We start from the raw sequence: 23,989 nt of genomic DNA, 5'->3' as shown, positions 1-23,989 counted from the left end.
ATATACTTTTTTATTCTGATTTTATCCACATACAATGTCCACCACCTGGAGCTATATTAGCTTTAATAACATCTCCTTTTCTCACTTTAGCCTTTCTTATTTGGTAAGCTTCTGGGTTTGTTTTACAATCGGTTTCGGGTGTATCTTCGTAAAATGTAACCTCATAGTTTTTTCCTTCTTCAAGAAAATTTAAGTCAATATCCAAAACACCTCCTTTTTGATTCATAACACTACCAACAAACCAATCGTTTTTAGATCGTCGTGCTGAAGTAATATATTCTCCCATTTTTGAATTTAGAATTCGAGACTCATCCCATTTACCAACAGGCATTTTTTGAATAAACTCGAATAAATCGGCTTTAGCCTCATAAGCTTCTGGAGCATCGGGAATACAAACTAAACCACTAAAAACAACTAGAGTTCTAGCTACCTCAGACACCACTGTAGATAAATAAGAGTTTAATTTCTTTGGGCCTTTTTGTCGTTTTCCGGCGTTAATTCCGGTGATATCAAAATTACCATTATTCATATCCAAAGGCCCTTGTATAGCATTAACTAAAGCCATTTTAATAAAAGTTTCGGGAGTAAACGCTTTACGAGAATCTTGCTGTGCATGGCAATACTCGCGGGTAATAGCGTTTGGAAATGTACGCCTAACACCCGTAAAAGGCACTGGACTATCATGGAAATCGATTAGTAATTCACTAGCAGCACTTTGGCTAATAGCATCACGAGAAAACTGAACATTGTTCCCCATAAAACCATATTTAATACCATGCATACCTAAAGATTGAAAATAAGGAAACAACTCCTTATCTCCATATTCGCCAAATTTACGATCGTAATACAAAATAAGTCCAACATCTTTATCTTCAGCGTAAGCTATAACAGCTTCTAAATCTAACTCGGGAGTTAACTCAAAATGCCCTTTAGTAGCACGTTTATACCAAGATGCATCAATTAAAAAATACTCAATCCCTTTTTTATCTGCAAAATCTATAAAACGTTTGTAGCTTTCTGTGTTAATACCATACACAAAACCATCGGGCGCCGTATAGCCATGCACACGCCAATCCCACATGGTTTTACCAGGCTTAATCCAATCGGTGTTTTCTATTTCACAAGGTGCCGCCAAATTTACAGTAACAGTACTGGTTACTAAATCGCCTGCCGAGTCTCCAAACAAAATAACTTTCCATGGCGTAACCACTTTTTCGCTTATATATTTTGGTTTACTACTAGATACTAACGTTCCTGATTTTTTATTAAAATTCATCGTCATGGTGCTAAAACCTTTAGATGAATACAGATCGGATTCTAAAAAAGATAAATGATTCTTATTCGATTTTTCTACAACAACAGGAAGCAACATTTTTGACAATTTTGCTTGCTCATCAGATAAACTACCTATAGCAACAGGCCCTACAGGTGGGTGTTCTCCGGCTGTATAATAGAATTCATCATTAGTTTCTAAATTATATTCAGCATAAAAATCTAATTGATCTTCTGCGGTAACATTATCCAGTTCAAATCTAAAACCAACACCATCGTTATAAACACGAGAGAGTAACTTCCCTGTTTTTCCGCCAACTTCAATATGAATTACAATTTCATTATAAAAATCTCTAATTTCACTAAACTGCCCCCAAACCGGATTCCATTTGGTATCGACTGAGTTAATTTCTGTATTTAATATTTTTACAGGAATGTTAGGCAGTATCGAAATACTAGACACACCTACCAAGACCTCGTTATTCTGGTTTAATTGATATGTTAAACCTTGCTCATTATTCTCAAAAGTTAACTCTACCTTTTTATCGGGAGAGCTTACCTTTATATTTGGTTTAACGCTACAAGCATTGAAAAACGCAATAAACAGAAGCATTGAAAACGTTAGAGAAACTTGTTTCATTTTGTAGATTTTAATTTAATTTTCGTCCTAATTAATTATACTTTCAATTTGTTTCCAGCCTTCCATGCCTTCGTTTTGCTGTTTTTCCCCTGCTGTACTTCTCCCATCTAATATTATTTTTTTAAGCGCAGTTTTTAACTCGACAGCTTTTTCTGGGTTCTCCGCTATTAAGTTTTTAGTTTCTTCAATATCATTTTTTAAATTGAAAAGTTGCATCTCGGGTAAATCTAATTTCTGACTTTTTATTTCGTTTGGTCGTGGGTAACTCCAACCAGCAGAACCGTTGGTTAAACACAACTTCCAATCACCTTGTTTTATAGCAAACGACCCGTTTATAGAGTGATAAACCGTATATTCTCTAATATCATCTTGACTAGCTCCTACAATTAAAGGTAGCATACTATAGCTATCTTCCGCTTCGGTGTCTTTAATGTTATAGCCAGAAACCTCAGCACAAGTTGCAAAAAAATCGACAGTAGAAATAGTTCTATCTGTTTTAGAGTTTTTTAAACCTTTGCTTGGCCATTCTACAATAAGTGGTACGTGATGTCCGCCTTCGTAAATATCGGCTTTCATGCCTCTAAACACATAACTTGGGTCGTGTTTTACTTTTGCCAATTCTTCAAAATCTGCTTTTGGCGAACACCCATTATCACTAGTAAATACAATTAATGTGTTTTCTGAAATGCCTTGTTTCTTTAATGTTTCTCGTATTTGACGAACCACATCATCAACCTGCATTACAAAATCGCCATACATATTGGTATTACTTCTTCCTAAAAACTCTGTAGTTGGCAAAATTGGTGTATGCGGTGCAGGCAAAGGAAAATACAAGAAAAACGGATCTTTCTCAGTTGATTTTTCTTCTATGTAATTTACAGCCCTATCTGTTAAATCTTGCAAAATATTAGCGTGAACAAAATCATCGGACGTTGGTCCTTTTCTCCAAACACCTTTTTCGTCTACCGAAATAGTAGTTTTTGTAGGCACCATAGTTGGTATATCATTTTCAACAAATACATAAGGTGCCATATCTAAAGATCCGCAAAACCCAAATGAATAATCAAATCCATGTGTTGACGGTCCATTTTTAATAGGTGCTGAAAAATCTACTTCTGGAGTGCTATGTAACTTACTAAGCGTAGCCTCTGTTTCTTCATTCTCAAAAGACCAATCCCAACCCATATGCCATTTACCAATGTAAGCCGTGCTGTAACCTTGCGTTTGCAACATGGTCGCTACAGTAACACGATCTTCTTTAATTAACGATTTAGAATACCCTCCAAGCACACCACTTTTTAAACGGCTTCTCCAATTATAGCGCCCCGTAAGAATACCATATCGTGTTGGTGTACAAACAGCAGACGATGTATGCGCATCCGTAAACATAACACCATTACCAGCCATATTATTAAGATTTGGCGTTGGTATTTTTCCGTTAGGATTAAAGCATTCTAAATCACCATATCCTAAATCGTCTGCTAGAATATAGATGATGTTTGGCTTTTTAGGTTTCATTAACTCCGTATCAGAACTTATTTTATTCTGCTGTCTTGTTTCATCTGAAAAACTTAAAAAAACAAGACATGAAACAGACATTAAAACTAAGAGTGTGCTTGACGTTTTTATCATTGTATTAGAATCTTTTAATCGTACTATTTGAAATTAAATATGTTGAAACCACTGTGTTTATTCGCTAAGGTAAAAAATTATGTGTCGAAAGTTAATCCTTAACTACTTTTAACATTTTAGAACCATTAAGGGCCTCTAATTTTAATAAATAAAGACCTTTAGAAAGGGCACTTACGTTAACCTCAACATCTTTAGTATTTATTTCGTCAGTTAAAACAACTTGTCCGTTAACAGTATATAATGTGTAATTTTTAAAGATAGCACTAGGTGTAGATATCATTAACTTCTCTGATACTGGGTTTGGATAAATTTTAACCTCTACCTTTTCTGCATCGCTGGTAGATAAGCTAACATCTGCTGTATAAACTTCAACTTCGGCTAGAGTTAAGGCATTGGTTCCGTTGTCTAGATCTATGCGAACAACTTGCCCTATAACACCCCCTGTTTCTACTATAATATATTGATCTGGATAATCGGCATAGGTTTTACTAAACACCGTTTCATTATTGCTATTTATAACAGATACTGTAAAATTGGACATTCTAGCCTTACAACAACCATCTGTTCTATTAAACACCTTAATATCTCCAATACCTTTATCTGAACCAAAATCGACTTGCCACCATGGGTTTGCTTCACCATTTGTAACGGTAACAGAACCTCCACCAAAGTTTCCATTGGTATCGCCATCTATTGCTAATTCGGGCCCTTTATTGAATGAAGGATTGGTTGAAGATTGCGTAGCGATACCAGTTGGAGCAATATTAACAGGTTGCGCCTCATCTTTTAAATACAAATCCATCCAAGTATAAACCGCATTAGTTAAAGTGCCATTATTTAAGTTTATGGCATTTGCAGCATTATACAACACTAACCCATCTACTTTATTTTCTATGGCCTTCTCCAAACGCGTTCCTGTGCCTTTAGCATCATTATGGTTTACTTCAGAATCCCAAACTGGTAAATTTTTAGTTTTTGCTAAGTTGATAAACGTAGACCATTGCCCATGATTAAAACCTAAATTATGAGATGCAGCAACCGTAATATAATCTTCTATATTGGTATTATTAAACATATCGATAGCCGCAGGAAGCCCCCAAGTACAAGGCCCAATAAGTTCCGCGCCATTTACATTATTATAAAGTGTTGAATAAATTTCATGTATTTGGTCTACGCTCCAAGTACTACTAGTTGCACGTCCATCTTCATTAAAAGGATTTAACCATTTACAATCAGGGTATTCCGCTGAAAATTCTAAAACTCTTGCTATTAATTCATCTGTTGCCGCTTGCACACCGTTAACTGAAGGCACAGTACCATTAAGCATATTGTTAGCTACACGCGCACCACCTCCACCTTGAGCTGGATTTGCAAAAATCACAAAACCTTGCGCTAATGCTTGTGTGTAAAAATAATCGAACATGGGTTTATTCGGGTTAAGATCTACACCATTTGTATCTCTACCAAAAAGCGGAATACGAATTCCGTTTACTTTCATTTCGGTAAATGCTGTTAATAAATTATCGGCATGAGCTTCTGTCAACACTTTATTGGTAATAAAAACTTGTTTTACATCAGCTAACACATACTCCATATCGTTGGTGTAAATAGTTTGGCTAAATACCGTAAAACTGGAACAGCAAATCAATAAAGCAATGCATAATGTTTTAATGTTTTTTGAGTAATTTTTTATTCTCATAATTTAAAGTTTAGTTAGGTTTATTTAGTTGATTTAAAAATGACTATTTCGAAAAATTTCAATAAGGTTGAAATACACCGTTCCCTCTAAAATCAAATCTAAGGTCTTTTAGAAATTTAAAATTCTCAATTAAGGAACCAATATGTTGCAATATGAGCGTGAATGAAGGAAAACAAGAGAACAAGAATGAATTCACTTAAATTAAACAAGATAAAAAAGACCTGTTTCTAAAATAGAAAAAGCATAAATTATTTAGATTTTATTAAAAAAACGAGTGTATTTGCTTTCACAATAACACTCGTTTTATTCTATATACGTATATCAAAAAAGCATCTTATTTAATGATGAATTTTTCTGTAAAATGATTTTTATAAGACTTTACTTTAAGAATATAAACACCTTTTGAAAGATGACTAACATCGATGTTTTCGCTTAATTTTGATTCATGTTTGAGAAGCTTCCCTGTAATGGAATAAACATCTAATTCGATAGGTTTATTTTTAAGATCTTCGGAATAAATTACATTTAAAACACCATTGCTTACAACGGTATTAGAAATTAAAACTTGAGATGAACTGGAAAGATTATCTATCGATAATTGAGCCTGCTCATAAACTTCAACCTCAGCTATATTTAATGCTGTACCATCTGTAGAATCCGATTCAACTCTAACTATTTGCCCTGCTTCATTGGCTTCCATAAGCACAAAAGGGTCTGGATAACTAGTATATGATTTAGAGTAAGTTGTTATTCCATCACTATTAATAATAGACACTGTAAAATTCTCTAGCCTATTTTTACAGCAATTATCTGTTCTATTAAACACTCTAATATATTGTATGTTTTTATTAGAACCTAAATCGACTTGCCAATAAGGAGGCGAGTCGTTTCCGCTAATAATAGACAAAGAATTGTCACTAAGCTTACCATCTGTAATACCATCTATAGACTTATCGGCAGTAGCTCCAGAATATCCAACTGACGATTGTGAAGCAGTTCCGTTTGGAGCTATATTAACTCCAAGGTCATCAACCGTTTCTTCCTTTAAATACTTAGACATATACAGTTCGTTAAGAGCCGTCAATTCTCCACTACCTTTAAATATATTATTTCCGGAATTGTATATCACTAAACCATCTACATTATTCGCTAAAGCTGCATCTATTCGAGTGGTTGTATTGCCATCTCGACCAATACTATTATTAACTTCGGAATCCCAAACTGGTAACGGATTAGAAACTCCTCCCGTAGTATTATTATTTGCAGCCGCAATAAAAGTTGACCAAGAAGCATCATTAGATCCTAAATTATGACTTGTTGCTACGGTAATATATTCTCCCATATTGGTACCGGTAAGCATATCTATTGAAGCGGGAATTCCCCAAGAACATGGACCAATTAATTCAGGAACATTTGGAATATCTCCATTGGCATAATACGTCTCCATATTTGTTTTAACGCCGCTATATATCTCATTAATTTGAGCGGCAGTCCATGCGCCACCTGGTCTTCCGTCTTCATTAAATGGATTAATCCACTTAAGCCCTGGATAATCTAAAACAAATTGAGAAACCGTACTGATTACAGTAGCTGTAGCTTCAGGATTATTGTTAGTAGCAATAAGATCTGCACTAAGGAGTGTTCCACTAGCAATTCTTCGTGCACCAGAATCTTGAGCTGGGTTGGCTAAAACAAGAAAACCTTGTGCTTTTGCTTCTTCAAAAAAGTACGTCATAATCTCTTCATCATAATCCCAACCTGCAGGAAAAATAGGAATACGAATACCATTCACTTTCATTGTTGTAAAACCAATTAACAAATTATCGGCTTCTGTTTCTGTAGTAATATCTTTAGTAATAAATCGCTGTTTTACATCACCTATTACATAATCCATATCGTTGGTGTAAATACTCTGGCCAAACACCGTGATGCTGGAGCAGCAAACCAATATGGCTATTAGTAGTGTTTTAATGTTTTTTGAGTAATTTTTTATCCTCATAATTTAAAGTTTAGTTTGGTTTATTTAGTTGATTTAAAAGCGCTTATTTCAAAAAATATAATTTAAATGAAATAAGCACTTTCTACTAAAACCAAATCTAAGGTCTTTTATGAATTTAAAATTCTCAATTAAGGAATCAATATGTTGCAATGCTATGGTGAATGAAGGAAAACGGAGCAACAAGAATTGAATGCTCTAATTATTCAATCATGAATCTGATGTTTTCCAAAACCAAATTACCTGAAGTTTTAAGAATGTAGCATCCGCTTGATAAACCATTAGTTTCTATAGAAAGGTTTTTTGTATCCCAATCTGGAAGCAACCCTTTTTCAAAAACAATTTGACCTAATTGATTAATGATTTGAACCTGTACTTCTTCATCATTAAAACTAGAATTTAAATGAATATTAAGCGTATCACCTTGCTTAACAGGGTTAGGATAAATCATTATTTTAGAAGCTTTATTTAAAACCTCAGTACTTAAAGTTATGTCGTTTCTAAGTAAATTGGACATAAAATTAACCATTTCGATTAAAACATCTTCGTAAGCGGGTTTTCCCGGATTGAAAAACGCATGCACTTCTCCTGGATATATTACAGCCTCTGCATTACCTCCAGTAGCATTAATAGCATCGGCAAACAAAGTACTTTGCGTATATGAAATTGTTGTATCGGCATCTCCATGCATCATAATTGTTGCTGGCGGATTGTTACTTAATTGAAAAATTGCTGAGTTCTCATTTTCGCTTGGCACATCTTGTTTGTACCAATTTCCTGCTCCAAAATCGCCAGCATCGTTTACAAAATCGTAGATTCCGTTAAAACCAATAAACCCAAGTACACCTTCATGATCTTGTGCTGCTAAAGCCGCTAATGGCGTACCTGCAGAACCTCCACTAAAAAACACTTTAGTCATATCAAAATTATATGTATCGGCATTATCTAAAGCCCATTGATATGCTGTCGCCACATCTTCGCGCGCCAAAGAAAAAGTACCACTAGACCCCGAACATCGATAAGCAATTGATAAGGTTACCATACCTAAATTTTCGGCGAGATAATCTTTATGAGGAGAAGCCGCTGCATTTGATGTTTCGGCAGAACCTCCAGACCAACCGCCACCATGCACCCAAATATGCACAGGAAACTTTTCGGTTGTATTCTCATCTACTATTGGCGTGGTTAATTTTAATGGCAATTTATGACCTACTATCGGAAAATCTACAGTCGCCATTTCTGCAAACTCAATAGTTTCATACTGATAAACCACATCACCTTCAACTATATAATTATAGGTATCTCCTTTTGCTAAACCAATAGCAACACCGTCGGTAGACTTTAATCCTTCTTGAATTTGCAAAGACACCAAAGCATTGGCTGGCCAATTACCTGAAGGACTAAAAGTAAGTGAACTTACTGATGATAAACTCCACGTACCCGAAGCTTCAATTTCACTTTTATCAATGAATATTTTAGGATACTCTGAGTTACTATCTATGTTTTGAGAAAAATTGATAACAACATCAGAGTCTTTAGGTAAAGCTGTGCGTTCTAAAGGCAATACATCACTTACTGAAAATTCCGATTGAACAAGATCTGCATATTCTGTAGACAATCTATTATATTCATTTTGAAATTCAGTAGAACTGATTGCTCCATCATACATGGTTAATTCTACAACCTCCGTCTGATTATAGGTTTGTGCACCTGCAACTTCTTCAAAAACATTAAATTTAAGAGTCTCCTCGGGGTTAGCACGCATGGTGTTTGTGATAGTACCTGAAGTTATAATTGGGGAAGTGCTATCGAAATACTCATAACTTCCAGAAGCATTCATTGAAAACCCAAAGAAGAAAAAATCATCGGCAGGTATTTCATTGGTTCCTACATTTACACGTGTGTAATTAGGTCTCGCATAATCAAAACCTATTTTACCATCTTGCAATCTTACAAACCGAATTCCGTAGCATTTAGAAAATCCCGCGCTCATATCGTAGTTCCCCAACAAAGACGCTGGTTTACCTGTCACTAAATTCTCGGCTTTACCGACATAAAAAACACTATACGTATTATCTAAAATATAAGTATGAGAGCCTTCTAACTCAAGAAAAGATCCGTCTTTACTAAAACGTACAGTTGTTTTTCCTGGATATGTTTCTTGCGATTCTTCTGCTCCTAAATCTGTATTACTTTGAGTGGCATTTCCGTAGCCATCTATTTGATTTTCCCAAAGTGTAACAGCTCCTAAATTATCTGCCACGATACCTTTCGCGTTTTCTAATGACACAACTTTGGTTTGACTGAACAGTATAGACGTAAAGCCTATAAACATTAATTGTAATAGTTTTTTCATTGTCTTTTAGTTTGGTTGATTAGTTGGTGATTAGCTTTGTGGTGGTTGTTATTAAAAATTAATTATCTATTTTCTTTTTTGAAGTGCTACTTTTCTAGTGGTTAAAGGAAATTCTGAATGCTCAGTTCTGACTGTTTTTAGAAGCGCAAGCATTTCATTTAATTTCTCCGATTCTTCTAAGGCAAGATTTTTAGTTTCACCTATATCTGTTGAAAGATTATACAACTCAGGACTACCTTCAAGTTTCCAAACCAATTTCCAATCGTTTTGACGAATAGCCTGAATAGGCCCTTGCTTCTCGTTAAACTCCCAATACAAATAATCGTGTTTTTGTTGTGCTTTGCTATTTCCTAATAATTCAGGCGCAAAAGAGATGCCGCTAATATCTTTATTAGTTGGTCTAACACCTACTAATTCGCAAACTGTTGGTAAGAAATCCCAAAAAGCAGAAATATGTTTACTTGTTGAACCTGCAGGAATTCTCCCTGGATATTTAGCTATAAATGGAATACGAATACCGCCTTCATACAAATCTCGCTTACCCCCTTTTAACGCACCATTACTATTAAAAAATCGGTCCTTTTTTTCGTATTCAGGTCCATTATCACTTGTAAAGAAAATGATGGTATTATCGTCTATTCCTAATTCTTTTAATTTATCAAACAACTTCCCTAAATCTCTATCCATGCGAGATACCATACCGGCGTAAGTTGTATTGCCTTCCTCGTCATTTTTATAATGCCCTTTTGTATTCATTTTACGTTCTGGCCAACCTAAATTTTGATAAGGTTTCTTAGATTCTTCGGGAACCGTTAATTCTAGATGAGGAATGGTTAAAGCTAAATACAGAAAAAACGGATTTTCCTTTTCGTTTTCCACGTAACTTAAAGCCTCATTCACAAAAACATCATGTGTGTATTTACCTTGTTTTAGAGCAAAATTATTATCCTTCAGAATAAAAGCTTCACTATTACGATACAGAGTATCCCAGTAATAATGGTGCGCATGGCGATGCTCTTTGTATCCTAAAAAATAATCAAAACCATGTTCCGATGGCATATTTTCTTTATCCACACCTTCAGAAAGCCCCCATTTACCAATAACTGCAGTTTTATAACCCGCTTTTTTCAGTTCGGTAGCAACCGTTATTTCATTACGTTTAAGATTTACAGGAGTACCACTTTCTGTCCAAACAGGATTCCCTCTAACACTTGCATGACCTTGATCGTAACCCGTTAACAAACTAGCGCGCGATGGCATGCAAACTGTAGAACCTGCATAATGATTGGTAAACACCATGCCTTGAGCTGCTAACTTATCTAGGTTTGGGGTTTTAATTTTAGTTTGCCCATAAGGTCCAATGTCGCCATACCCCAAATCGTCGGCCATTATAAAAATAATATTGGGCTTGGCTGCTAGTTTTATTGTTTCTGAAGTTTTACAACTGAAAATCAACAAATTGAGAATAAGAATTACGGCATGTGTTTTATTGAGCATAATGTTTTAGATGTCTTTATTCTGAAATAAACTTGTTATTGTTTTAATTTTTCAAAAACCTGAATTAACTCTTGCAATTTTTGAAGGTTTACTTCAGCTAAATTATTTTTTTGCCCTTTATCTTTCAAAACATTAAAAAGTTTGTACTCTAAAGACACACCTGTTTCTGTCCCTACTTTCTTATTCATTGAAGCACCTTTGTACGGAGGAATCAAAATCCAATCGCCACTTCGTAAAGCTGTATTAGATTTCGCTTCAATAATTAAATGCTCACGTCCATGCTCTGCTTCACCTAATAATGCCCTTAATAAATTTTTGCTATCCGTAGTGTTTTCATCAACTCCAACCAGATTTCCTAAAGAAGCCATTAAATCCATTTGACAAACAATAGCATCGGATACATTAGGTTTAATATGATTTTTCCAATAGGTAATAAAAGGCACGCGAGTACCAGCTTCAAACAAACTGTATTTACCACCGCGCAAACCTCCTTTTGGGTCGTGACTCCCTAGTTTTTCAACAGCATCATCATAATACCCATCGTTTAAAACAGGCCCGTTATCACTAGAAAAAACAATTAAAGTATTTTCTAAAACGCCTTCTTCTGCTAAAGTCTTAATAAATTCACCAATACACCAATCGGCTTCTAAAATAACATCGCCTCTTGGCCCCATGCCCGATTTACCAACAAAACGTGGATGTGGCGTTCTAGGCACATGTGGTTGTTGCATAGCGTAGTATAGAAAAAACGGATTCTCTTTATGTGTTTTTACATAGTTTTGTGCTTTTCCTAAAAAATGATCGGCCATATCAATATCACTCCATTTGGCAGCTTCTCCACCTTTCATATATCCAATTCTAGGAATCCCGTTTACAATACTATTATTGTGTCCGTGATGCCATTTCATGGTTGTCAGTTCCGGGTTCGTTTTAGCGGTAGGTTCACCTTCAAAATTCTTTTTATAATTAACTTCTATCGGGTCGTTTTTATCAAGATTTACCACATCCCCATTCTCAATATATACCGTTGGCACGCGATCTTGAGTGGCAGCCAAAATATACGATTCATCGAAACCTACCTCATTAGGGCTAGGTTTAATAGTAGTATTCCAATCTACATTTCCAGAACCCAAACCTAAGTGCCACTTCCCTATAATTGCTGTTTGATAACCGGCTTTAGCCAGCGTTTTTGGCAAAGTAGTTTGCTTTGTACTAATTAATAAAGGCGCATCGCCCGGTAATATTTTAGCATCCTTATTTTTCCATGGATACATACCTGTTAATAATGCATAACGACTTGGCGTACAAGTTGCCGACGAAGCGTAACCGTTAGTGAATTTTACACCACCATTTGCCAAAGCATCGATATTAGGTGTTTGCAATTCTGTAGCACCATAACAACTTAAATCGCCATAACCTAAATCATCTAAATAAATAATGACAATATTGGGTTTTGGATTTTCAACATCATCCTTAACTACCGGTTTCTGAGTATTGCTTTTACAACTAACAGCTGTAAACATTAAAGTAGCGGTGAATATTAAAACAGGAATTATCTTTTTTATCATTCTATTTAATTTAGTTTTTATGAAAAATAGCTTCACTATAAAGTGAAGAAACACTTGGTAACAAACTTACCCACTTTATTAGTGGTAGATTTCTCAATTAAGGGGGAATAATGTTACTTATGGCGTATTTTAGAGTTTAAAACCGACGGAAAAACTCAGTAAACAACTAAAACATATATCTAATGTTTAAAACTTACTATAAGTAATTCTAAAAATAAAAACGACGAATAAGACTTCCGAAAACAAAAAAATACGTCCAATTTAAAAGCAACATGAATTTTAATATTTCATAATTTTCTGGAGTACCATTAATCGAAATCACACCTAATTAATTACTTTTAAAAACACAAAAAACATATCATTTTTTTAATAAAAACAATTAACCCAAATAGCTACTTATATGCTAAATTAATCAGTATGTACTTTAAATTAATCTCAACATAAAATATTCTAATTAGAGACGTATGTTGCAGCAAAAAAGCCCATAATCGCATTATTTGTAAGTTTTATCTTAATAAAAATTACTAAAAGCAACATTTTGAACCCCAATTTGAGAAAGCAAAAAGAGGTAAACCCTTTACTTTTGACAGTAGATTATCCTAAATAAAGTTATAAGCGTTTGTTAAAAATTTCTAAAATTAAATTTCAACAAATGCTTAGCTTTAAAAAGGAATTAAAAAAACAGTCAACATAACTAAGCTAAAACATTAAAACTATGAGTATAACATTTCTATATTCTCTTAACCCGGAAAACTCTAATTTATGAAGGAAATAAAACTATTTATATTATTACTATCCATCTCATGGTGTTCTTTTTCTCAGGAGGTAATTAAGGGTGTAGTAGCAGATGATTCTGGAATGCCAATTCCTGGTATTAATATTCTCGAAAAAGGAAAAGCAAATGGAGCTGTAACAGATTTCGATGGTGGTTATAAAATTACGGTGGCTCCAAATGCCATTTTAGTTTTTTCTAGTATTGGTTTTGAAACTCAAGAAATTAAAACTGCCGGTAAAACAACTATTAACGTGACCATGAAGGAAGATATTCAAAGTCTTTCTGAAATTGTTGTTGTTGGTTATGGTGCTCAAAAGAAAGAAAGCGTTTTAGGTTCGATAAGTCAGATAAAAGGAGAAGAATTATTAGATTCTGGTTCTAGTAACGTTACTAATGCTTTAAGTGGTGTTTCTCCAGGACTTGTTGTTGTACAAGGTTCTGGACAGCCAGGTGCCGATGACGGTGATATTTTTATTAGAGGTAATGCAAACCCTTTAATATTAGTAGATGGTGTGGAAATTGTTGGTGGATTTGCCAACATAAACCCGAGAGATGTAGAAAACATAAGTACTCTGAAAGATGGTGCCGCAACAGCTGTTTATGGTATTAGAGGCGCAAATGGTGTTATCATTATTACAACAAAACGAGGAAAGACCGGTAGACCAAAAGTGAGTTACAACAGTGAGTTTTCTGTAAAATCTGTTCTTAACGAACCAGATAATGTACTAGATGCTTTTTCTGCACAAAGTGCTTTTAATACGGGAATTTTAAATGATCAAGCTTATACTAGTGGATATGCTTCAGCGGTAGATTTAGCACATTGGAGAGATGGTGATTTACCATACATCTATCCAAACACAGATTGGTTTGATGTTGCCATAAGAGATGATTATGCAACTAGTTTAAATCAAACTATATCTGTTAGAGGTGGGTCTGATTTTGTAAAATACTATGCATCTGCAGGGTATTTAACAGAAGGGGATATCACTAAAACAGAAAAACTTTTTAATTACGATCCTAAATTTAAGTTTAAACGATACACTTTTAGAGGTAATTTAGATTTTACTTTAACTAAAACTACGCGTTTAAACACAAGTGTTAGTAGCCGTTTAGAAGATAAAAACCAACCCGGTAACGGAAGTGACATTAGCTTTTTAGGGCTATATAACTCGGCTCCAGGTGGCGTAGTACCCGTATATCCAGCAAGTGTTTTGGAACAATATCCAGATCCATTTTTCCCTGGCTTGTCAGAACCTAGATATGGAACTGGAAGAAATATTTACACAGGTATTAATGCTAGTGGAACATCTCAAGATAATAAAACGGTTTTTTCTATAGATTTAGAACTAGAACAAGATTTAGATTTTATTACTGAAGGCCTAAAATTTACAGGAAAATATAACTACATAAGTTCTTATACCACACGAAGTAGAATAGCTTATGATGCCACATTAGATCCTAGATTAGACACTTACACTTTAGACCGCGACGGATCATGGATTTCTGCAGAAGGCGTAGAATATGAGCGTCCTTTAGAATTTATTTTAGGAAGTGAAACAATTAATGATAGTCAAGAAATTTCTTATCAACGTGCACAATTAAATTATCAACGCTCTTTTGGTAAGCACAGTGTAACCGGTTTAGCGCTTGCTAGTCGTAACAAACGTGTAAGTAATACAACATTCCCTTTTTATAATGAAGATTATGTAGGTCGTGCTACTTATAATTATGATTCGCGTTACTTCTTTGAACTAAGTGGATCTTACAATGGAGATGAAACATTTGCAGAAGGTTACAGATTTAAACTTTTTCCTTCTTATGCAGTTGGTATCAATTTAGCCAAAGAAAATTTTATCAAAAACAATATCCCTGAAATTAACAACTTCAAAATAAGATATTCTTATGGTGAAACAGGGTCTAAATCTGGCCTAGGTAGTAATCGTTGGCAATACTTAAGTTTCTACGATTTTTATGGGGAGCCTGGTGCTGCTAACACCGAGAAAAGACCAAATTCGAGATATTATTTTGGATTAGATATAGATGATCCTCTTTTAATAGTTACAGAATCTCAAATAGGCAACCCTGTATTAACATGGGCTACTGTAGCAAAACAAAACATTGGTGTTGAATTTGGCTTCTTTGATAATAAAATATCAGGAGAAGTTGATTTCTTTAAAGACTCTAGAACTGATTTAATCAGTATCCCTGGCGCAATATATCCTGCTTTTTATGGTTTCTCGGCAGATTTACCATTTGTTAATTTAGGAGCTTCAGAAAGTCATGGATATGAAATATCTCTAACTTATAAAAACAGGACTTCAGGAGGATTTAAGTATTCTGCAACTGCGTTTTACGGTTTTAATGAAAATCGTATTCTTAAAAGTGCTTTAGATGGCCCTGGAACTACTCCATACACATCAATTTCAGGAAAACCTGCGGGAGCTTCAGCTTTATTACAAACAGACGGTTATTTTCAAAATATAGATGAAGTTGTAAATTACCCTACCGTTAGTGGCACACCTGGTTTAGGAGATTACAGATATATAGATTACAACGCAAATGGCGCCATAACAGGAACTGCTTTAGATGATCAAGTTAGATTCGATTTACCAAATGCTCCTAAAAACAGTTATAGTTTAAAATTAAGCGGCTCTTATAAAGGATGGTCGCTTAGCGCCTTAATTAACGGTGTTGAAGGACACAGAGGACTTGTAAATAGCGATTTAGCATTTGCACTTCCTGATGGACTTGCAACAGGATTAGATGAGCATTTAGATTACTGGACGCCTACCAATACCAATGCGGCATACCCTGCCTTACATGCGGTAACAAACCCTAACTTAATAAATGATTCTACAGCTAGAATTGTAGATTTAGATTACATCAAATTACGAAGTGTAAACCTTGGTTATAATTTTGATATGAGCAACAGTAAAACATTAAGTGATTTAAGAGTTTATCTCAATGGTAATAATCTTCTTGTAATTTCTGATTTAGATTACGGCGATCCTGAAGCAAACAATCCTGGGTCTTACCCAATACTTAGAAGAATCAATTTAGGTATAAACATGACTTTTTAAAATAAAAAAATTATGAAAACAAGAATATATACATTTGCTTTAATCTGCATTTCTTTTTTTACGAGTTGTGAAGATTACTTAGACAAACAACAAGATTTCGAGGGCCTAGATGAATCTGACGTTTTTGAAGATATTCGTTTAGCAAAAAATGCTTTAGATGCTGCTTATAGTTATTTAATAACGGATGTAAGTGCTCCAGGCCAAGGAGGAGATTGGTTACCAAACATGACGATGGCCGGAGAAGGTTATCCGGGTAGATTATGGCAAACGTTCCCACAAACTTACCCTATATATGCACAAGGAGACTATGTTAGTTTAATAAACAAGACGCCTTATAACGCTAACGGAACCCCTGTAGGATCGACACCAAATTTCACTTTCAGGTATTTTGATTCTTGGAAAGGCATTAGAGCTATAAATACTTTTCTTGCAAATGTTGATAATATAAATAACGGAACTGAAGAAGAAATAAATGGATTAATTGGGCAAGCTTATTTTTTAAGAGCCTTCTTTTACCACTTATTAACAAAACGTCACGGTGGGCTTATTTATTTAAAAGAAAACTTCCAATTAGATAGCGCTCTAGATCACGAGAGAGAATCGTACCAAAGTAACCTAACAAATATGTTAGAAGATTTAGATCTAGCAACTAGCTTTCTTCCTGTAGCTTGGGAATCGGAAGATGTTGGACGCCCAACAAAAGGTGCTGCTATGGCACTAAAATCTAGACTTACATTATTTGCAGCGAGTCCATTAGTAAATGAGTCTAACGATCAACAAGCATGGATAGATGCAGCAACAGCCGCTTCAGATCTTATCAATTATGCAAACGATAATGGTTTATATACACTTATTGATGCAAGTGCAGCAAACACTATAGATGTAGACCATAATGGTGACGATCTTTTTCTAACGGAAACGGAAGAACTAGAACCTTACAGAAGTATTTTTATTGGACCTGGGATTCAAAAAACAATTCCATCAGAAGTTATTTTTTCCGAAGTAAATCAAAAGTTTTTTGTTTTCGGGGCGATAGTAAGTCCTACACCTAGACATACATTAACTGCTGGATGGGACCATTTAAGAGGAAATGGAAGCCCTATGTCAATCGGTGCACTAGCTAATTTTGTAGATAAATTTGAAACAAAAAATGGTTTAGCCATAGCCGATGATCCTAATTATAATCCACAAGAACCTTTTATCAATAGAGATCCTAGATTTTATAATGCTATACTATTTGATGGGGTAACAGATTTAATAGTAGATCCAAATGCTTGGAATTTAACAGGTGTTGTTGATTTAGCACAAGTAAATGAAGAAGGAAACTTGGGATTAAATTTACACGATCCGGGAGGTAATCCAAACTTATTTTGGAGAGTTAGAAATCTTACAGGTCTTAGAATTAAAAAATGGTTACCAAACGGAGCTAGATGGTCTGGAGCCGGTGGTAGAAACCATCATGTAAATAATAATATTTTCAGAATGTCTGAAGTATACCTCAACTATGCAGAAGCTGCAAATGAGGCCTATGGTCCAACTGGAGCTGTGCCAGGATCTAGCTTAACTGCTCTTCAAGCTATCAACATGATTAGAAATAGAGTTGGAATGCCAAATGTAAATGCAGCTTACACAAGTTCTAAAGCGCTTTTAAGAGAACGTATTAGAAATGAACGCGCTATTGAATTATGTTTTGAAGGTATTAGATATGATGACATGAGACGATGGAAAATTGCTCATTTAGACGAAAATAAAAAAGTTGAATTTTTAGAAATGCGTTGGCAAGGCGGTGAATCTTCACTATACCCTACTGGTTTTAGTTTTGAAAACGTAGAACAAAGTCAATTAACAAAAACGTTTGATGAAAAGCATTATTGGTGGCCAATTCCTAATTCAGAAATTGAAGCTGTACCTACATTTCTACAAACAGAGGGGTGGTAATAAATAATTATTCAACGCTTTTACAACTAACAGAACTAATTTAAATTATAACAGAAACAGATGAAACTAAACATAACAAGATTGAATGTTTTTATTTTCTTCCTACTCAATGCTATAACTATTAACATTGGTGTCGCCCAAAACACACCATTAAATAGTCCGGCAGATCAAGATTCGCTTCAACTAAAAAGTAATGATGATATATTAAAGACGCCATTTGGAGTTTTTAATTTAAGTCAAACAACAGGAGCGGTATTTAGAATTTCAGGAGACCAACTGAGAAAAACAGGAGGAGATAATTTATCAGAAGCATTAATAGGACGTGTACCTGGTTTAAGAATTATTAGACAAACCAATACACCTGGTACAACAGGAGATTATAGCTATGTACTAAACGGAGGTACACCTTACGTTTTGGTAGATGGAAAACCAAGAGGCTTATTAGTCGATTTAAGAGAAGTAGAAGAAGTTTTAGTTCTTAATGATGGAACTTTTAATTCTTCACTTGGTAATTTCGGTGATAACGGACTTATTTATGTTATTACAAAAGGAGGGAAATCTAGAAAGCCAGTGGTAGAAGTTAATTACCAAAGAGCTTTAAATACAGCCTCTAGATTACCTAAATTACTATCAGCTTCAGAATATGCTGAAGTCATTAATAGAGTGTCAAATAACGATGGCTTAGGTGATGTTTATAGCCCAGAAGCTATTGCTGCTTATAACAACGGTTCTGATCCTATCAATTTTCCTAATATAAATAACCAAGACACGTATTTAGAAGATTTTTCATCATCTAATTTCGCATCGCTTAATACTTATGGTGGCGGAGAGAACGCATCTTACGGTGCTTTTATAGGGTATTCTGATTGGGAAGGTTTAGAAAAAGTAGGATCTAAAATAAACGGTAGAAATCTTAGCTTTAGAACAAAAATTAATGCAAAAATAAACAACTCTTTAAGAGCTCATGCTAGTGTGTATGGTAAATTTGGAGAAAACAATAGGCCAATAATAGGTGCTGATGCTATGTTTTTAAATATTACTGCAACACCTGCCAACGCCTTTCCTTTAAAAGTTGGCGATTCTGCATATATTGTAAGCAATGACTTTGACACCAATTTATTAGCAGAATTAGAAAATGGTGGTTCAAGAACAGATTATACCGCAAACATGGTTTTTGATATCGGTTTAGATTTCGATTTTAAAGATATTGTACCAGGTTTAAAGTACGATACATATTTAATGATGAGGACGTTTAATACGCACTCTCTTATAACAGATAATCAACCGGGTTTATATACTTTAGAAAACCTTCAAGATATTGCGGGGCAAGACTCTTTAGCTTTAAAGATCTATAAAAATGAAGTTTTAGATTTAGATATAGGTAGAACGAATCAAAATAACCAAAGAGACTTTACCTATGCTGGTAACATTAGTTATATTAAACAAATGACTCAGTCTACTTTAACCTTAAACCTTAATCATCTTTTATATTACGCGCCTAATAGAACAGCCACGCAACCAGATAATCGTAATTTAACTTTCAATTTAAATGGATCGTTTGCTTTGCAAAATAAATACATTCTTTTTGCAAACCTTAACTCTAGCAGCAGTTCTAAGTTTATTGGAACTAATAGAACCAATTTCTTCCCAACTATGGGGTTTGCTTGGGTAGCATCAAATGAAGACTTCCTAAAAGACAACAAAAGCATTGATTTCCTTAAATTTAGAACGTCATTTGGTCAAATAGGTACAGAATATACGGCTAGTACATTTTTATATTTAGATACTTGGGCAGGAGGTAGAAATAATGGCACAACATTTTTAGGGACAGCCAATATTGCTCAAAATAAATTTGGATACTCTTTATCTACAACCGCTAACGAGGCTGTCGATTGGATTGTATACAACCAAATGTTTGCTGGTTTTGAATTAAACATGTTTAAAAAATTCAATTTCAGTTTTAATTATTTTAATATTCAAATTGAAAATCAAATTACAAAAGCTAGCGAACTATATGCAGATGCTTTAGGTGGAGATGCTTATTTACCATCATTAAATTTTACAGATAGAAGAAATAAAGGTTTCAATGCTAACATCACGTTTCGTGAAAACAAAGGTTCTTTTAAATATTATGCCGGGATAAATGCTGGATATAATAAAATTGTAGGAGAAAAAATATCTGAAGTACCATATCCTGATCAATACAGATTACAAGAAGGCCAAGCAGAAGATAACATTATGGGTTACGTAAGTGATGGCCTATTTACCGCAGAAAATATTGGTAGCGCCTTACCTCAATTTGGTGATGTACAAGTTGGAGACATTAAATATGTTGACCAAAATGGAGATAATGTAATAGACAGTAGAGACCAAAGAGCTATTGGTAACCAAACACCTAGATTAAATTACGGTATTAATATTGGAGCAGAATACAAAGGCTTTAATTTAGATGTTGTAGGAGCTGGAGTTGGTGGATACGATATTAACCTTGGGTCTTCATCATACTACCAACATAGAGGTTTAAGAAATTATTACGGAAGTGTAAACAGTGATCTTCCTAATGGAAATGCAAACCCACGATTAAGCACTATTGGCAGCATAAACAATTTTAAAACTTCAGACTATTGGTTAGTTAACGGAAGTTACTTCAGAATTTCTAACGTAGAGTTAGGATATTCTTTACCAAAAAAGGGACCGTTTACTAACGTGAAAATATTTTTAAGAGGTAATAACTTAGCTTTATTTAGCAAACTAGATGATTTAGACCCTGAAGATATGAGAGCTGGATTTTTTGAATATCCTTCAATGAGAACCTTTATCCTAGGGACTTCTTTGAATTTTTAATTAATGAATGGTAAAAAAATAAAACAATGAAATTAATCAATAAATTATTACCAATTATTATCCTGACACTAGGGGTTTCTGGATGTAGTGAGTTTTTAGAAGATGAAATTCAGTATACACAAGAAGAAATTGTTGTAGAATCAAGACAACGCTCTAGAGGTTTAATAGACGATATTTATACCGACTATCAATTTAGATATTTCACAGATTTTGGAGTTGAATACCTTACTGATAATGGTGTTCTAAATTCTGAAGAAACAGATTTAGCTACCGGATATTGGGGACCAACAAGCAATCCTTATAGTTATGTTTGGCAACAGTCTTACAATAATATTAGACAAGTATATCAATATATAGAACTTGTTCACGATACAGGATTACCATTTTTACTTAACCCCAGTGATGCTGAAGAAAACGAACGCGTTTTAGCTAGATATTACGGTGAAGCTTTCTTTTTAAAAGCTTGGGCAGAATGGGAATTACTTAAAGTATTTGGTGGACCGTCTGCAGATGGAGAAATGTTAGGATTTCCAATTGTTAACGGTATTTTAGAAAACGAAGACTATGCCTCATTAAGCAGAAATACATATGCTGAGTGTGTTGCCCAAATTAATGCAGATTTAGATATTGCTATAGCCAACCTACCTCTTACATACACAGGCACAGGAGGCGATAATCCAGGTTATAGTGTAGAAGAAATAGGTAGAGCGAGCGGTTTAGCGGCTTATGCTTTAAAAGCCAAAGTAGCATTATTCGCAGCAAGTCCTGCATTTAATCCTTCTAACGATGTTTCTAAATGGGTAGACGCAGCAGAAAAGTTTCATGATGTTATTGAACTAAACGGAGGCTTAAAATCACTTAGTGCTTTTAATTTTAGTAATGACGATAACCCTGATCACATCTGGAGAATGCGTTCTTCATTAAATAACAATGCTTTAGAGAACCGTTTATATCCTCCTACATTATACGGGCAAGGCGAAGTAAATCCTTCTCAAAATTTAGTAGATGCTTTTCCTTCTGCTAATGGGTACCCTATAGATATGGCAGAAAGTTTATATGATGGTTCTACACCATATACTTCAAGAGATGATAGATTTTATAAATTTATTTTCTACAATAACGATCAATGTTTCACTTCAGAATCTTGTAACGATTTTACAGCTTTAGAAACTTTTGAAGGCGGTCAAGATAATTTTGGTGGATTCATTAAAAGTGAAGGCACAAGAACAGGGTATTATTTAAAAAAGTTTTTGAATAACTTAGATTTCGATCCAGCGGCTCTTAACCCTACCACTACCCTAGAAAAAGTTTATGTTCAATTAGGCTTTACAGATATGTATTTAAGTTATGCAGAAGCTGTAAATGAAGCTTACGGACAACCAGATACAGCTCCAGCAGGATTTAATTTCTCAGCAAAAGAAGCATTAGCTATGGTTAGAAAGCGTGCAGGACTTAACAGCGATCCTTATTTAGACGAAGTTTCAGCAAATAGCGCAGACTTTAAAACACTTTTAGAAAATGAAAGGCGTATCGAACTATGCTTTACAGGCGAACGTTTTCATGATTTAAGAAGATGGAAAAATATCGTTAATATTGAAGATGTAAAAGGTGTTAAAATTACTAAAAATACAGACGACACTTTTTCTTATCAAAATATAGATGTAGAAAGAAGAAATTACGAAGCTAAAAATTACTATTTACCTTTGCCATATAGCGAGTTGTTGATAAACACTAATTTGAAACAAAACCAAGGTTGGTAAAAAATAATAAAATAAAGATTATGAAGAAAAATAAATTAAAATCGATTACGCAATCATTCGCTCTTTTATTAGTGATTGTATTGGGTGCTGCATCATGTTCTTACGACGATTTTGTTGAAAACGAATTTGAATTCACTTCTGTTTATTTACCAAAAGCAGAAATAGACCGTACATTTATAATGGGCGAAGGCATGCAAATTGGTGTAGGTGTTGTTTTAGGCGGTCGTTTATCTAATACAGAAAATGTAGAAGTAACCTTTTCTTTAGATGATGTACTTGTAACCGATGCAGGAAACACGGTGTTACCATCAAATTATTATTCTCTTGTAGATAGTGAAGGAAATCCAGCAAATAATAAAATAATTATTCCAGCAGGTAAAACACAAGGGTTTGTTTATGTAAAAGCAGATTCTATTAACTTTCTTGCAGACCCAGTATCTTTAGGAAACAATTACGCTTTAGGGTTTAGATTGGATAATGTTGTAAAAGCAGATTCTATTTTAGAAGATTTAAAATCTTCTGTAATTTCATTTTCATACATCAATCAACTTTATGGTAACTACATCCAAACAGGTCAATTTGAAAAAACAAATGGAACCACAGAAACGGTTGTTTACCCAGGAGGTATTACAGACGATTTAGAGTTAACAATGGTAGCTCCAAATACTTTGGTTTGTGATGGTATTGCAGACTTAAGAGGTGCAGATAAAAAGATGAATATTATAATTGCAGATGATAATTCAATCACTATTGACACTGCTAGCGGAGGAGTAGTTATTACCGATGATGGTGGCTCATCATACAATCCTGAAACTAGAGAACTAATTCTTAATTATTCTTTTGATTTTAATGGCGTAAGTTACGTTGCTAAAGATGTTTTTGATTTTAGAAATCGAGTTGTAGATGGTGTAAACCAAACAGGTATCTAGTTT

At 34.4% G+C, this 23,989-nt stretch carries 12 protein-coding genes; 5 read left to right on the top strand and 7 right to left on the bottom strand.

Annotation, left to right across the window (positions count from 1 at the left end):
* Positions 1 to 10: 10 nt before the first annotated feature.
* From V6246_RS14155 to V6246_RS14125, 7 genes are all read right to left on the bottom strand, one after another.
* Entirely contained in the window at positions 11 to 1,912 is a 1,902-nt protein-coding gene (locus V6246_RS14155; RefSeq protein WP_341561074.1) for a glycoside hydrolase family 97 protein, read from the bottom strand.
* 27 nt (positions 1,913 to 1,939) lie between these two features.
* Complete coding sequence (locus V6246_RS14150) at positions 1,940 to 3,544, bottom strand: sulfatase family protein (RefSeq protein WP_341561073.1); 1,605 nt, start codon at positions 3,542 to 3,544, stop codon at positions 1,940 to 1,942.
* Between the two features lie 91 nt (positions 3,545 to 3,635).
* Complete coding sequence (locus tag V6246_RS14145) at positions 3,636 to 5,243, bottom strand: galactose-binding domain-containing protein (protein ID WP_341561072.1); 1,608 nt, start codon at positions 5,241 to 5,243, stop codon at positions 3,636 to 3,638.
* A gap of 334 nt (positions 5,244 to 5,577) precedes the next feature.
* On the bottom strand, positions 5,578 to 7,242 hold the full coding sequence (locus tag V6246_RS14140) for a galactose-binding domain-containing protein (RefSeq protein WP_341561071.1): 1,665 nt from the start codon (positions 7,240 to 7,242) through the stop codon (positions 5,578 to 5,580).
* A 199-nt stretch (positions 7,243 to 7,441) separates the two neighbouring features.
* Positions 7,442 to 9,595, bottom strand: coding sequence for an alpha/beta hydrolase fold domain-containing protein (locus V6246_RS14135; RefSeq protein ID WP_341561070.1), 2,154 nt, complete (start codon positions 9,593 to 9,595; stop codon positions 7,442 to 7,444).
* 66 nt (positions 9,596 to 9,661) lie between these two features.
* Positions 9,662 to 11,092 (bottom strand): arylsulfatase, encoded by a 1,431-nt coding sequence (locus V6246_RS14130; RefSeq protein WP_341561069.1) that lies wholly within the window; start codon positions 11,090 to 11,092, stop codon positions 9,662 to 9,664.
* Between the two features lie 35 nt (positions 11,093 to 11,127).
* Positions 11,128 to 12,660: a sulfatase family protein gene (locus V6246_RS14125; RefSeq protein ID WP_341561068.1), complete on the bottom strand. Its 1,533-nt coding sequence runs from the start codon at positions 12,658 to 12,660 to the stop codon at positions 11,128 to 11,130.
* 762 nt (positions 12,661 to 13,422) lie between these two features.
* Between V6246_RS14125 and V6246_RS14120 the strand changes: the two genes are divergently transcribed.
* The 5 genes from V6246_RS14120 to V6246_RS14100 are packed head-to-tail and all read left to right on the top strand — an operon-like array spanning position 13,423 to position 23,986.
* Complete coding sequence (locus V6246_RS14120) at positions 13,423 to 16,515, top strand: SusC/RagA family TonB-linked outer membrane protein (RefSeq protein ID WP_341561067.1); 3,093 nt, start codon at positions 13,423 to 13,425, stop codon at positions 16,513 to 16,515.
* Between the two features lie 12 nt (positions 16,516 to 16,527).
* Positions 16,528 to 18,453 carry a RagB/SusD family nutrient uptake outer membrane protein gene (locus V6246_RS14115; RefSeq protein WP_341561066.1) on the top strand — a complete coding sequence of 642 codons (1,926 nt, stop codon included), beginning with the start codon at positions 16,528 to 16,530 and terminating at the stop codon, positions 18,451 to 18,453.
* A 60-nt stretch (positions 18,454 to 18,513) separates the two neighbouring features.
* On the top strand, positions 18,514 to 21,297 hold the full coding sequence (locus tag V6246_RS14110; protein WP_341561065.1) for a SusC/RagA family TonB-linked outer membrane protein: 2,784 nt from the start codon (positions 18,514 to 18,516) through the stop codon (positions 21,295 to 21,297).
* 26 nt (positions 21,298 to 21,323) lie between these two features.
* Positions 21,324 to 23,057: a RagB/SusD family nutrient uptake outer membrane protein gene (locus V6246_RS14105; protein WP_341561064.1), complete on the top strand. Its 1,734-nt coding sequence runs from the start codon at positions 21,324 to 21,326 to the stop codon at positions 23,055 to 23,057.
* A gap of 20 nt (positions 23,058 to 23,077) precedes the next feature.
* Positions 23,078 to 23,986: a BT_3987 domain-containing protein gene (locus V6246_RS14100; protein ID WP_341561063.1), complete on the top strand. Its 909-nt coding sequence runs from the start codon at positions 23,078 to 23,080 to the stop codon at positions 23,984 to 23,986.
* Positions 23,987 to 23,989 lie beyond the last annotated feature (3 nt).

The sequence above is a fragment of the Algibacter sp. TI.3.09 genome (assembly GCF_038154905.1).
Lineage (GTDB): Bacteria > Bacteroidota > Bacteroidia > Flavobacteriales > Flavobacteriaceae > Algibacter.
This window is presented reverse-complemented; position numbering and strand designations above follow the sequence as displayed.

Bases quoted from the DNA above. Each gene is read 5' to 3' on its own strand.
- V6246_RS14155 (WP_341561074.1), bottom strand. From the start codon at position 1,912: ATGAAACAAGTTTCTCTAACGTTTTCAATGCTTCTGTTTATTGCGTTT.
- V6246_RS14150 (WP_341561073.1), bottom strand. From the start codon at position 3,544: ATGATAAAAACGTCAAGCACACTCTTAGTTTTAATGTCTGTTTCATGT.
- V6246_RS14145 (WP_341561072.1), bottom strand. From the start codon at position 5,243: ATGAGAATAAAAAATTACTCAAAAAACATTAAAACATTATGCATTGCT.
- V6246_RS14140 (WP_341561071.1), bottom strand. From the start codon at position 7,242: ATGAGGATAAAAAATTACTCAAAAAACATTAAAACACTACTAATAGCC.
- V6246_RS14135 (WP_341561070.1), bottom strand. From the start codon at position 9,595: ATGAAAAAACTATTACAATTAATGTTTATAGGCTTTACGTCTATACTG.
- V6246_RS14130 (WP_341561069.1), bottom strand. From the start codon at position 11,092: ATGCTCAATAAAACACATGCCGTAATTCTTATTCTCAATTTGTTGATT.
- V6246_RS14125 (WP_341561068.1), bottom strand. From the start codon at position 12,660: ATGATAAAAAAGATAATTCCTGTTTTAATATTCACCGCTACTTTAATG.
- V6246_RS14120 (WP_341561067.1), top strand. From the start codon at position 13,423: ATGAAGGAAATAAAACTATTTATATTATTACTATCCATCTCATGGTGT.
- V6246_RS14115 (WP_341561066.1), top strand. From the start codon at position 16,528: ATGAAAACAAGAATATATACATTTGCTTTAATCTGCATTTCTTTTTTT.
- V6246_RS14110 (WP_341561065.1), top strand. From the start codon at position 18,514: ATGAAACTAAACATAACAAGATTGAATGTTTTTATTTTCTTCCTACTC.
- V6246_RS14105 (WP_341561064.1), top strand. From the start codon at position 21,324: ATGAAATTAATCAATAAATTATTACCAATTATTATCCTGACACTAGGG.
- V6246_RS14100 (WP_341561063.1), top strand. From the start codon at position 23,078: ATGAAGAAAAATAAATTAAAATCGATTACGCAATCATTCGCTCTTTTA.